The organism is Herbiconiux oxytropis (genome assembly GCF_024979315.1).
Taxonomy (GTDB): Bacteria; Actinomycetota; Actinomycetes; order Actinomycetales; family Microbacteriaceae; genus Herbiconiux; species Herbiconiux oxytropis.
The window spans coordinates 1-12,421 of sequence record NZ_JANLCK010000013.1; the positions used below are offsets into that span (position 1 = coordinate 1).

The 12,421-nt window shown below is 71.6% G+C and carries 11 protein-coding genes; 10 read left to right on the top strand and 1 reads right to left on the bottom strand.

What is annotated here, in order from left to right:
• The first annotated feature begins 80 nt into the window (after nucleotides 1-80).
• The 6 genes from N1028_RS17240 to N1028_RS17265 are packed head-to-tail and all read left to right on the top strand — an operon-like array spanning nucleotide 81 to nucleotide 7,023.
• Nucleotides 81-1,442, top strand: coding sequence for an MFS transporter (locus N1028_RS17240; protein ID WP_310795618.1), 1,362 nt, complete (start codon nucleotides 81-83; stop codon nucleotides 1,440-1,442).
• On the top strand, nucleotides 1,439-2,767 hold the full coding sequence (locus N1028_RS17245) for an alanine racemase (protein WP_259530652.1): 1,329 nt from the start codon (nucleotides 1,439-1,441) through the stop codon (nucleotides 2,765-2,767). The genes N1028_RS17240 and N1028_RS17245 overlap by 4 nt, the downstream gene beginning before the upstream one ends.
• Nucleotides 2,764-4,077 (top strand): D-arabinono-1,4-lactone oxidase, encoded by a 1,314-nt coding sequence (locus tag N1028_RS17250; protein WP_259530653.1) that lies wholly within the window; start codon nucleotides 2,764-2,766, stop codon nucleotides 4,075-4,077. The genes N1028_RS17245 and N1028_RS17250 overlap by 4 nt, the downstream gene beginning before the upstream one ends.
• A gap of 2 nt (nucleotides 4,078-4,079) precedes the next feature.
• Nucleotides 4,080-5,516, top strand: coding sequence for a glycoside hydrolase family 1 protein (locus N1028_RS17255; RefSeq protein WP_259530656.1), 1,437 nt, complete (start codon nucleotides 4,080-4,082; stop codon nucleotides 5,514-5,516).
• A gap of 58 nt (nucleotides 5,517-5,574) precedes the next feature.
• Nucleotides 5,575-6,141 carry a LemA family protein gene (locus N1028_RS17260; RefSeq protein ID WP_259530657.1) on the top strand — a complete coding sequence of 189 codons (567 nt, stop codon included), beginning with the start codon at nucleotides 5,575-5,577 and terminating at the stop codon, nucleotides 6,139-6,141.
• A gap of 9 nt (nucleotides 6,142-6,150) precedes the next feature.
• Entirely contained in the window at nucleotides 6,151-7,023 is an 873-nt protein-coding gene (locus N1028_RS17265) for a M48 family metallopeptidase (RefSeq protein ID WP_259530658.1), read from the top strand.
• On the opposite strand, the gene N1028_RS17270 is transcribed toward N1028_RS17265, so the two are convergent.
• Nucleotides 7,020-8,234, bottom strand: coding sequence for a winged helix-turn-helix domain-containing protein (locus N1028_RS17270; protein WP_259530660.1), 1,215 nt, complete (start codon nucleotides 8,232-8,234; stop codon nucleotides 7,020-7,022). The two genes, N1028_RS17265 and N1028_RS17270, sit on opposite strands and share 4 nt — an antisense overlap.
• A gap of 177 nt (nucleotides 8,235-8,411) precedes the next feature.
• On the opposite strand from N1028_RS17270, the gene N1028_RS17275 reads away from it, so the two are divergent.
• The 4 genes from N1028_RS17275 to N1028_RS17290 are packed head-to-tail and all read left to right on the top strand — an operon-like array spanning nucleotide 8,412 to nucleotide 12,401.
• On the top strand, nucleotides 8,412-9,563 hold the full coding sequence (locus N1028_RS17275; protein WP_259530661.1) for an ABC transporter substrate-binding protein: 1,152 nt from the start codon (nucleotides 8,412-8,414) through the stop codon (nucleotides 9,561-9,563).
• Nucleotides 9,560-10,483 (top strand): ABC transporter permease, encoded by a 924-nt coding sequence (locus tag N1028_RS17280; RefSeq protein ID WP_375163465.1) that lies wholly within the window; start codon nucleotides 9,560-9,562, stop codon nucleotides 10,481-10,483. Before N1028_RS17275 ends, N1028_RS17280 begins: the two co-directional genes overlap by 4 nt.
• Nucleotides 10,480-11,322, top strand: a complete 843-nt coding sequence (locus N1028_RS17285) for an ABC transporter permease (RefSeq protein WP_259530662.1) — start codon at nucleotides 10,480-10,482, stop codon at nucleotides 11,320-11,322. Before N1028_RS17280 ends, N1028_RS17285 begins: the two co-directional genes overlap by 4 nt.
• On the top strand, nucleotides 11,319-12,401 hold the full coding sequence (locus tag N1028_RS17290; protein WP_259530663.1) for an ABC transporter ATP-binding protein: 1,083 nt from the start codon (nucleotides 11,319-11,321) through the stop codon (nucleotides 12,399-12,401). The genes N1028_RS17285 and N1028_RS17290 overlap by 4 nt, the downstream gene beginning before the upstream one ends.
• The last annotated feature ends 20 nt before the right edge of the window (nucleotides 12,402-12,421 follow it).

The window sequence follows — 12,421 nt, forward strand, 5'->3', positions numbered from 1 at the left end:
CTCCCACGACGACCGCGGCGGAAGACGCCCGCGCCGCCCCGGCCGCCGCCGACGAGCGCGGCCGAGGCGGTGACCGCAGCGTGACCGGCCCCACCAGCCCGTCCGGCCCCGCCCGCCCGTCCGGCCCCACCAGCCCGTCCGGCCCCACCCGCCCGTCCGGCCCCACCCGCCCGTCCGGCCCCGCCCGTCCCGGCGCATCCGCGAACCCCACCGCCGAGCCCCTCCGCCGCGTCGGGGGCGCCTGGATCGCCCTCTTCGGCACGGCCTGGCTCGGCGTCTGGATGGCGCAGCTCACCCCCGTGCAGCTCCTCCTCCCGCTCCAGGTCGAGGCAGAGCTCACGACCGGGCACTGGACGGACTCCGTGGTGGCCTTCGGCGTCATCTCGGCCATCGCGGGCGCGTTCGCCCTCCTCACCTTCCCCCTCACGGGTGCGCTCTCCGACCGCACGACCTCCCGCTTCGGCCGCCGTCGCCCCTGGATCGCGGGCGGCACCCTGCTCTTCGCCGCCTCGCTCGTGCTCCTCGGCCTGCAGCACGACCTCGTGCTCGTGGGCCTCTTCTGGAGCCTTGCCATCATCGGCTTCTGCGTGCTCTCCGCCGCCCTCACGGCCCTCCTCTCCGACCAGGTCCCCGTGGGCCAGCGCGGCTTCGCCTCGAGCTTCATCTCGGCGCCCCAGGCCGTGGGCCTCATCCTCGGCGTGCTGCTGGCCACGGCCCTCTTCACCGGGCAGTTCCTCGGCTACACCGCGATGGCCGTGCTCCTCGTCGCGCTCGTCGCGCCCTTCTGCCTCTGGGTTCCCGACGTGCCGGTCGTCCGGGGCATCCGCCCGCCCCTCACCCTGCGCTCCCTCGTCGAGGGCTTCTGGGTGAGCCCCCTCGCGCATCCCGACTTCGGCTGGACCCTGCTCAGCCGCGTGCTCGTCAACATCGGCAACGCGCTCGGCACCACGCTCCTGCTCTACTTCCTGATGTTCGGATTGAACGATCCGAACGCGGAGGACGACCTGCTCGTGCTCATCGTGATCTACACGGTCTTCGTGGTGCTGGCCTCGATGATCGCGGGTTCCCTCTCCGATCGCCTGGGCCGCCGCCGCGTGTTCGTGCTCGCCGCCGCCGTGCTGCAGGCCCTCGCCGCGCTGCTGCTCGCCTTCGTGCCCGACCTCACCGTCACCATGGTCGCGGCGGCCCTCCTCGGCCTCGGCTACGGCTCGTTCCTCTCGGTCGACCAGGCCCTCGCCACCCAAGTGCTCCCCGATCCCGCCTCCCGCGGAAAGGATCTCGGCATCATGAACATCGCCACCGCCGTTCCCCAGGCAGTCGCCCCGCTCGTCGGCGCCGCCGTCGTGACCTGGCTGGGCGGCTTCACCGGCCTCTTCCTCGTCTCGGCGATCTTCGGCTTCGCGGGCGCCCTCGCCGTGTCGCGGGTGCGGAGCGTGCGATGACGGCGACGACGGGACTCGACCTGGCCCGCGACCTCGCGCATCCGGATGCGTGGCGCGACGAGCAGCGCTACTGGCGCGGTCTCACCGCGGCGACCGCCGACCTCGAGCCGCCGGTGGCCGTGATCGGCCTCGAGGCCCTCGTGCACAACGCGAGGTCGATGCTTGCGCGAGCCGGGGGCAAGCCGATCCGGGTGGCGAGCAAGTCGGTGCGGGTGCGGGCCGTTCAGGATGCGGTGCTCGCGCTGCCGGGATACGCCGGCATCCTCGCCTACACACTCCCCGAGGCGCTGTGGCTCGCCGAGCGGGCGAGGACCGCCGCCGACGACCCGGCCGGCCGCGCGCCCGCGTCCTCGCATCCGTTCGACGTCGTGGTGGGCTACCCCACGGTCGACCGTGCAGCGCTCCGGGCCCTCGCCGCCGACGAGCACCTGGCCTCGACGATCACGCTCATGGTCGACTCGGTCGCGCACCTCGATCTCATCGAGGCGGCCCTGGCCGCGAGCGGTGTTCCGGCCGGTGCCCGCCCCGCTCTCAGGGTGGCGATCGAGCTGGACTCGGCCTACACCGCCCCGGCCCTCGGCCGCCTCGGCGTCTGGCGCTCGCCCGTCGCCACCGTCGACGACGCGATCGCCCTCGCCCGTGAGATCGTGCGGCGAACCGGATTCGACCTCGTGGGCCTGATGGCCTACGAGTCGCAGATCGCCGGCGTCGGCAACCGCCCCACCGGCAACCCGATCGCCCGCCGCGCGATGGCGCGCGCGATCGACCTCATGCAGAAGGGCTCGATCGCCGAGCTCGCCGGCCGTCGCGGCGAGGTGGTGGCGGCGGTGCGGTCGCTCGCGCCGCTGGAGTTCGTGAACGGCGGCGGCACGGGCTCGCTCGAGTCGACGGGCGCCGACGCCTCGGTCACCGAGATCGCCGCGGGCTCGGGCCTCCTGGGCGGGCACCTCTTCGACACCTACTCCCGGTTCCGCCCCGCCCCCGCCGCGGCGTTCGCGCTGCCGGTCGTGCGGAAGCCCCGGCCTGACATGGCGACGCTCCTCGGCGGGGGGTGGATCGCCTCCGGCCCGCCGGCACCCGACCGGCTGCCCGAGATCGTCTGGCCGAAGGGCACCACGATGCAGGCCCGCGAGATGGCGGGCGAGGTGCAGACCCCGCTCTCCGGGCGCGGTGCGGCGGGACTCCGAGCGGGCGACCGGGTGTGGCTGCGGCACACGAAGTCGGGCGAGCTCTCGGAACACGTGAACGAGTTCGCCGTGGTGGAGGACGGTGCCGTGGTCGACGTCGTGCCGACCTATCGCGGCGAGGGGCAGGCCTTCCTGTGACGGCGGCCAACGGGGTGTGGCGCAACTGGGCGCGCACCGAGACGGTCAAACCGGCGCGGGTCGAGCGCCCGGCGAGCATCGGCGCCGTGCAGCGCGCCGTCACCGCCGCCGCGCGTGCCGGGCTCCGGGTGAAGGCCGTCGGCGCCGGCCACAGCTTCACGGGCATCGCCGTGGCCACGGGCGTGCTGCTCGAGCTCGACGACCTCAGCGGGATCGTGGCGGTCGACCGCGAGCGCGGGCGGGTGACGCTGCTGGGCGGCACCCGGCTGCACCAGCTGCCGCAGTTGCTGCGGCCCTACGAGCTCGCCCTCGCGAACATGGGCGACATCGACCGGCAGTCCATCGCGGGCGCGATCTCCACCGGCACCCACGGCACGGGGGCGCGTTTCGGCGGCATCGCCACGCAAGTGGTGGGAGTGACCCTCGTGACGGCTGAGGGCGAGCTCCGCCGCATCGACGAGCAGAACGAACCAGAGCTCCTGCCGGCCGTGGCCCTCTCGCTCGGCGCCCTCGGGGTGATCGTGGAGGTCACCCTGCAGTGCGTGCCCGCCTTCGCGCTCGCCGCGGTCGAGGAGCAGGAATCGCTCGACGACGTGCTGGCGCACCTGACCGACAGGCACGCCGCCGCCGACCACTTCGAGTTCTACTGGTTCCCCGGCACCCGGAGCGCCGCCACCAAGACGAACACGCGCCTTCCGGCCGACACGCCGCTGGCGCCGCTCGGGCGAGGCCGGGCCTTTCTCGACGACACGCTCATGGCCAACGGCCTCTACCGGGTGACCTGCGCCGCCGGGAGCGCCGTGCCGGCCGTCGTGCCCCGCGTCAACGCCCTCGCCGAGCGGCTCTGGTCGAACCGCCGCTTCACCGACCACTCGCACCGCGTGTTCACGACCTCCCGCACGGTGCGCTTCCGCGAGCAGGAGTACGCGCTGCCGGCCGACGCCGTGCCCGAGGCGCTCCGCGCGGTCGACGCCCTCATCACCGAGCGCGGCTGGCGCATCTCGTTCCCCGTGGAGGTGCGCTCGGCCGCCGCCGACGATCTGTGGCTCTCGACCGCTTCGGGGCGCGAGACCGGCTACATCGCCGTGCACCGGTACCATCGCGAAGACCACACCGAGTACTTCGAAGCCGTCGAGGAGATCATGGACAGGCACCACGGCCGGCCCCACTGGGGCAAGCTGCACGGCAAGTCGGCCGGGCAGCTGGGGGAGCTGTACCCACGGCACGGCGAGTTCGTCGCCCTCCGTGACGCCGCCGATCCGGAGCGGCTGTTCACCAACGCCTACCTCGACCGCGTGCTGGGGGAGTGAGCGTGCGATCACCCGAGGAGCGCCGCGAGTTCGCCCGCGACCTGGCCGGCCGACTGCCCGAGGGCTTCGTGCTCGGCACGGCCACGAGCGCCTTCCAGATCGAGGGCGCCACCCACGAGGGCGGCCGGGGCGAGTCGGTGTGGGATGCGTTCACCAATCAGCGGGGCCGCATCCTCGACGGCTCGACGGCCGATCGGGCGGCGGACCACCTGCACCGCTACACGGAGGACGTCGAGCTGCTGCGCGACCTCGGCGCCGACGCCTATCGCTTCTCGTTCTCGTGGCCGAGGCTGCAGCCCGAGGGAAAGGGCGCCCTCCGCCAGGAGGGGCTCGACGTCTACCGCCGCCTGCTCGACGCGCTCGACGGCGCCGGCGTGCAGAGCTTCGCCACCCTGTTCCACTGGGACACCCCGACGGCCCTGCCCGGCGGCTGGTTCAACCGCGACACCGCCCTCCGCTTCGGCGACCTCGCATTCGCGCTGGGGGAGGAGTTCGGCGACCGCATCGGTCACTGGGCCACGGTCAACGAGCCCGCCACCGTCACCCTCCAGGGCCACGCACTCGGCGTGCACGCGCCAGGGGCCACGCGCCTGTTCGACGCACTCCCTGCCGCCCATCACCTGCTCCTCGGCCACGGTGTGGCCGTGCAGGCTCTCCGGGCGGCGGATGTGCGGGGCGGGGTCGGCATCGTCAACGTGCACTCCCCGGTCGTGCCGGCCACGGCCGACGAGCCCGACGTCGTCTTCGCGGGACTGTTCGACCTGCTGCACAACCGCATCTTCACCGATCCGGTGCTGCTCGGGCACTACCCGGAGCCGCCCGAGGGCTTCGCTCCGCTCTTCGACGCGCTCACCGAAGCCGACCCGGCCGACCTCGCGATCATCGCGCAACCGCTCGACTTCTTCGGCCTCAACTACTACATGCCCACCCGGATCGCGGCCGGCTCGGGCGGGTCGTCGACCCCCGACGGCGAGTCGCCCGCCATGGCGAAGCTGCCGTTCCACCTCGCGCCCTGGCCCGAGTTCGACCGCACGGGCTTCGGCTGGCCCATCGCGCCCGAGTTCCTCGGCACAGCGCTCGACGAGCTCGCCGAGCGGTACGGATCGCTGCTGCCGCCGGTCTACATCACCGAGAACGGAGCGAGCTTCCCCGACCTCGTGGAGCTCGCGGAGGACGACGGCACCCCCTTCGTGGCCGACGGGCGCCGGATCGACTACCTGGCCGAGCACCTCGACGCCGCGATCCGGGCCGTGACCGGCGGGGGCGCGGCATCCGCGATCGACCTGAGGGGTTACTTCGCCTGGTCGCTGCTCGACAATTTCGAGTGGGCAGCCGGCTACACACAGCGGTTCGGGCTCGTGCACGTCGACTTCGACGAGTTCACTCGCACGCCGAAGGACTCGTACCGCTGGTTCCGGCTGCTCGCCGAGTCCCGGTAGCTGGGAGAGCACCCCGCGGCCCCTGAACGACAGCCGTCGGCTCGCTATACTCGGGGCCATGGAATGGCTGATCCCGGTACTCATCGTCGTCGCGCTCGTCGTCATCGTCGGCATCTACCTGTGGGCGACCTACAACTCTCTGGTCTCGCTGAAGGTGCGGGTCGACGAGGCGTGGAGCGACATCACGGTGCAGCTGAAGCGCCGGGCCGATCTGCTGCCGAACCTGATCGAATCGGTCAAGGGTTACGCTGCGCACGAGAAGGCCGTCTTCGAGAACGTCACGAAGGCCCGCGCCGAGACCCTCGGCGCCCAGGGCCCGGCGGAGGCCTCGCTGGCCGAGAACCACATGCAGCAGGCGCTGAAGAGCATCTTCGCCGTGGCGGAGGCCTACCCGCAGCTCCAGGCCAGCCAGAACTTCCTGCAGCTGCAGGCCGAGATCGTCGACACCGAGGACAAGGTGCAGGCGTCGCGCCGCTTCTACAACGGCGGCGTGCGCGAGCTCAACACCAAGATCCAGCAGTTCCCCAACAACGTCTTCGCGCGCCGCCTCGGCTTCGCCGAGCGCGAGTTCTTCGAGGTCTCCGATGTGGCGGCCATCGCCGAGCCGCCTCGCGTGCAGTTCTAGAACCGGTCCATGTATCGCGCCATAGCCAAGAACAAGCGCAACACGGTCTTCATCATCGCGCTGTTCCTGCTGATCATCGGCGGGCTCGGCTGGCTCGCCGGCTACATCTACGGCAACCTCACGATCGTCGTCGTCACCCTCGTGGTCGCGGCCGTCTATGCGCTCATCCAGTACTTCGCCGCGAGCGGTCAGGCGCTCGCCATGAGCGGCGCCCGGCAGATCGAGAAGCGCGACAACCCGCGGCTCTACCGCGTGGTGGAGAACCTCACGATCGCCACGGGCATGCCGATGCCCAAGGTCTATATCGTCGACGACCCGGCGCCGAACGCGTTCGCGACCGGGCGCGACCCCGAGCACGCCGTCGTGGCCGCCACCACCGGGCTCCTCGCCATCCTGGACGACGCGGAGCTCGAGGGGGTCATGGCGCACGAGCTCGGCCACGTCAAGAACTACGACATCCGGGTCTCGATGATCGTGTTCGGGCTCGTGGTGGCCGTGGGCTTCGTGGCCGACATGCTCCTGCGGCTCACCCTCTTCGGCCGCGGCAACAACAACTCCAACCCGATCATGATGATCTTCGGCCTCGTGGCCCTGCTCATCGCACCGCTCATCGCCACCGCGGTGCAGCTCGCCGTCTCCCGCCAGCGCGAGTACCTCGCGGATGCCACGGGCGCCATGACCACGCGGCACCCGGATGCGCTCGCGAGCGCCCTCGAGAAGCTCGCCGTCTATGGCCGCCCCATGCTCCGCCAGTCGTCGTCGATGTCGCACATGTGGATCTCCGACCCCATGAAGCCCGGCTTCATGGACAAGCTCTTCGCCACGCACCCGCCGCTGCCGGAGCGCATCGAGCGGCTGCGCACGATGGGTGGGGGATTTTAGGCGCGGGCTAGTTCTGCCGCCAGGGCGGGGGCCAGGGTGCCTCGGCCGGTGACGTGGATGTCGCCGGGGAGGTTCTGCCAGGCGGCGGCTCGGCGGAGGAGGGCCGCTATGCGGGGCACGTCGTCGGGCAGGAGGGCCGGTTCTGCCCAGGCGGACTGCACGCGGAGGACGCCGGACTGGCGGTCGCTCTTGAGGTCGATGCGGGCCGGGAGGCGGTCGTCGATCAGCACCGGGAGCGTGTAGTAGCCGTAGACGCGCTTGGGCTCGGGCGTGTAGATCTCGATGCGGTAGCGGAAGTCGAAGAGGCGCTCGGTGCGTGAGCGCTCCCAGACCACGGGGTCGAACGGCGAGAGCAGCGCCTCGGCCTCGATCCGGCGCGGCCGCCGTGCATCCCGGTGGAGCCACGCCGGCTTCGACCAGCCCTCCACCTCCACCGGAACGAGCTCGCCCTCCTCCACGAGCGAGAGCACCGCGGGCAGGGCGTCGACCGTCTTGAGTCGGAAGTAGTCGGCGAAGTCCTTCAGGGTTCCGATGCCGTGCGCCCTCGCCGACATCGACATCAGCTGCCGCACCGCCTCCTCCCTCGGCACCTCCACACCCAGCACCGATGCGGGCAGCACCTGCTCGGGCAGCGCGTAGACCCGCTCGAACCGCACACGGCCGGCCGAGACCACGTCGCCCACCCGGAACATCGTCTCGAGCCCGCGCTTGACCTCCGACCAGCCCCACCACGGGCCCTGGCGCCGGTTGGAGTCGTGCTCGATCTCGCTCGCGCGCATCGGCCCCTTCGCGGCCAGTTCGGCGCGCAGCCACGGGATCATCGACGCCTCGGCGGACTCCGCGGAACCCGTCTCGGACGTGCCGGCCAGGAACCTGTCCCGGTAGTCGTTCTTCCGCCAGGCCATCAGCGGCAGCGTCTCGATCGGCAGGAACGACGCCTCGTGCGCCCAGTACTCGGTCACGCCCTTGCCGTAGGTCACGGCGTCGAGCAGCGCCTTGTCGTAGTGCCCGAGCCGGGCGAACACGGGCTGGTAGTGGCTGCGCTCGTAGACGTTCACCGAGTCGATCTGCAGCAGCGCGAGCCGGCGCAGCAGGAGGTTGAACTGGCGGGTGCCGGGACCGGAGCCGGTGCCGGCGGTCTGGCGCGCGCCGAACCCCTGTGCCGCCAGGGCGATCCGCCGCGCCCGTGCCGCTGAAATCGTGTCGACCATGGCTCCAGACCCTACCCGGCGCCCCCGACATCCTCGACACCGCTCGTTCACACCCGGTTCACGGTGGCGACGGCCGGGCGACCCCCGCGCTCCTTAGCCTGCAGAGGTCGGCGCCCCGGCATCGCAACAGCCCGCTCACAGCGCGGGCGGCCGGTGGCCGACATCCTGGAGGATCACTTGTTCACCAAGCGCACCGCGATCACGGGTCTCGCCGTCGTCGCAGCCGTCGCCCTGGGCCTCACCGGCTGCTCCGCCGGCGCCTCGGCCGGATCGGGCACCGAGGGCACCGATGGATCGGCCGTCGACGCCGCGACGGCCACGAGCCTCGCCGACTTCGGCTCGCTCGAAGCCCTCGAAGAGGCCGCCAAGGCCGAGGGCAGCCTCAACGTCATCGCGCTTCCGCGCGACTGGGCCAACTACGGCGCCGTGCTCGACGCGTTCGCCGCCAAGTACCCGGAGATCACCATCAACGAGGCGAGCCCCGACGCCTCGAGCGCCGAGGAGATCCAGGCCGCCGAGAACCTCGCCGGACAGGACACCGCCCCCGACGTCTTCGACCTGGGCGCCGCGGTGGCTCTGGCGAACACCGACCAGTTCGCGCCCTACCAGGTCGAGACCTGGGCCGACATCCCGGATGCGCTCAAGGAGCAGTCGGGCCTCTGGGTGGGCGACTACGGCGGCTACATGGCCGTCGGCTACGACCCCGACGCGGTCCCTGCCCCCGAGAGCCTCGAAGACCTCCTCGGCGCCGACTACAAGGGCAAGGTCGCGATCAACGGCGACCCGACCCAGGCCGGCGCAGCCTTCGCCGCGGTGGGCCTCGCCGCCGTGCAGAACGGCGGATCGGTCGACGACTTCCAGGCCGGCATCGACTTCTTCTCGGAGCTCAACGCCGCGGGCAACTTCGTGAAGATCGACCCGACCCCCGCCACGATCGCCTCAGGCGAGACCCCCGTCGTCTTCGACTGGGACTACCTCAACGTGGGCTACGGCGCCGAGCTCGAGGGCCAGCGCAACTGGGAGGTCGCCATCCTCCCCGGCACCGGCTACGCGGGCTACTACAACCAGGCCGTGAACATCGACGCGCCGAACCCGGCCGCCGCGCGCCTCTGGCAGGAGTTCCTCTACAGCGACGAGGCGCAGAACCTGTGGCTCGAGGGCGGTGCCCGCCCCGTGCGCGCCGACGCCATGGCCGAGGCCGGCACCATCGACGAGGAGCTCTTCGCGGCACTGCCCGAGACCCCCGACGAAACCGTCGTGCCCGACGCGGCACAGGCCGAGGCGGCCTCGACCCTGCTCGGCGAGAAGTGGGCGGCCGCCGTCCAGTGAGCGAACGCATCCTGAGCCCCGCGGCGGGCATCGTCCCGCCGCGGGGCCCGGGGGCGTCCCGCCGAGGGCGCTCCCCGATCTCGGGCAGCGTCCTCGGCCTCGTGCCGTTCGCGGCCTACATCCTGCTCTTCCTCGCCCTGCCTACGCTGCTCGCGCTCGGCACGGGACTCGTCGACGGCGACGGCGCCTTCACCTGGACCAACATCGCCGCCCTCGGCGATCCGGTGGTGCTCAACACGTTCGGCAACTCCCTGTGGCTCTCGGCGCTCACCGCCGTGGTCGGCGCGATCGTGGGCGCGGTGTTCTGCTACGCCCTGATCGGCGCGAAGCCCACGGGCGTCCTCCGCGCGGTGGTCGACGCGGCGAGCGGTGTGCTCGCCCAGTTCGGCGGCGTGATGCTCGCGTTCGCATTCGTCGCGACCATCGGCATCCAGGGCATGGTCACCCTCTGGCTCCGGGACACCTTCGGCACCGACATCTTCGCCGACGGCGTCTGGCTCTACGACACCCCGGGGCTCATCCTGCCCTACCTCTACTTCCAGGTGCCGCTCATGATCATCACGTTCCTGCCGGCCCTCGAGGGCCTGAAGCCGCAGTGGGCCGAGGCCAACGCGATGCTCGGCGGCAGCCGCTTCGGCTACTGGCGCCGTATCGGCGCTCCCGTGCTGCTTCCCTCGTTCTTCGGCTGCCTGCTGCTGCTGTTCGCCAACGCGTTCTCCTCGTTCGCCACCGCTGCGGCGCTCACGAGCCAGGGCTCGCAGATCGTTCCGCTGCAGATCCGGGCGGCGCTCACGAGCGAGACGGTGCTCGGCCGCGAGAACCTCGCCGGCGCTCTCGCCCTCGGCATGATCGTGGTGATGGTGGTCGTGATGGCGCTCTACTCGCTCCTCATGCGTCGGGCCGCACGGTGGCAGCGATGAGCGCGGTCGTGAACGCCAAGCGGATGCGCGACGTGCATCCCGGCCCGGGTCGTGTCACGAGATGGGTGATCGTGGTCGTCATCGGCGGCCTCTTCCTCGTGCCCATCGCGGCCATGATCGAGTTCACGCTGCGACGCGGCCTCGAGGGCGGCTACGACCTCGCGCGGTGGGCCGAGCTGTTCGGCGGCGACGGCATCACGGGCGAGTACAAGCCCGTCCTGACCGGCCTCACCAACTCGCTCCTGCTCGCGGTCGTCACGGTGCTCATCATGCTCGTGCTGCTCGTCCCCACCATGGTGCTCGTGCGCATCCGATTCCCCGCGCTCGAGCGAGTGCTGGAGTTCGTGTGCCTCCTGCCCATCACGATCCCCGCCATCGTGCTGGTCGTGGGGCTCGCGCCCGTCTACTCCGTCGTGGCGAGGATCTTCGGATCCGGCGTCTGGCCGCTCGCGTTCGCCTACGGCATCCTCGTGCTGCCCTACGCCTACCGCGCCATCCAGGCCAACCTCGGGGCCGTCGACGTGGTGACGCTCAGCGAAGCGGCACGCTCGCTCGGTGCGGGCTGGCTCACCATCCTCCTGCGCGTGGTGGTCCCCAACATCCGCCGGGGCCTGCTCGCAGCCTCGTTCATCTCGGTGGCGGTGGTGCTCGGCGAGTACACGATCGCGGCGCTGCTGAACCGGGTGAACCTGCAGACCGCGCTCGTGATCGTGTCGAAGGCCGATCCGTTCGTGGCCATCATCTTCGCCCTGCTCGCCCTGGCGTTCGCCTTCGTGCTGCTCATCGGCATCGGGTTCATCGGCGCGGGACCGCGCACTGAGAAGAAAGCTCGTTCATGACCACCACAGTGACCCCGACTCCGATCCCGACCCCTATCCAGACGGGTGCCCGGGTCGAGCTCCGCGCCATCGAGAAGGAGTTCGCGGGCGGGCACCGCGGCCTCGACGGCATCGACCTCGTGATCGAGCCAGGGGAGTTCGTGGCCCTGCTCGGCCCGAGCGGCTGCGGCAAGACCACGGCGCTGCGGGTGCTCGCGGGTCTCGAGTCGGCCACCGGAGGATCCGTGCTCGTCGACGGCCGCGACGTCTCGGGGGTTCCTGCGCGCCACCGAGACATCGGCATGGTGTTCCAGTCGTACTCGCTGTTCCCGCACCTCACGGCACTCGCCAACGTCGAGTTCGGTCTGCGGATGCGCAAGGTGCCGTCGGCAGAGCGGCGCAGGCGGGCGGGCGACGCCCTCGAGATGGTGGGCCTCGGCGGTTTCGGCGGCCGCTACGCGCACGAGCTCTCGGGCGGGCAGCAGCAGCGCGTGGCGCTCGCCCGCGCGCTCGTGACCGAGCCCAGGGTGCTGCTGCTCGACGAGCCGCTCTCGGCCCTCGACGCCCGCGTGCGCGTGCAGCTGCGCGACGAGATCCGGCGCATCCAGCGCGAATTCGGCATCACGACCCTCTTCGTCACGCACGATCAGGAGGAGGCGCTGGCCGTGGCCGACCGCGTGGCCGTGATGCGCGCGGGGCGGATCGAGCAGATCGGCACGCCCGAGAACCTCTACGGCCGGGCCGCGACGGCCTTCGTGGCCGAGTTCGTGGGGCAGACCAACCGGCTGCCGGGCCGGGTGGCGGGCGGAGTCGTGGAGCTCGAGGGCGGGGTGCGGCTGCCGCTCATCGACCAGGCGGCGGTCGAGGGCGATGTGGTGGCGTTCGTGCGGCCCGAGGATCTGCGGTTCGGCACGGCAGGGCTCGCGGTGGAGGTGGTCTCGACGAGCTTCCTGGGTTCGTTCCGGCGCACCACGGTGGCGCTCGACGACGGCACGGTGCTGGCCGTGCAGCACGCCTCGGGCCTGGTGCCGGAGGTCGACGAGAGGCTCTTCCTCGAGTTCGCCGGGGTGCCGGTGGCGGTCGCACGGCGGGAGCTGTGATTCGCATGCGAGCGGGCGCA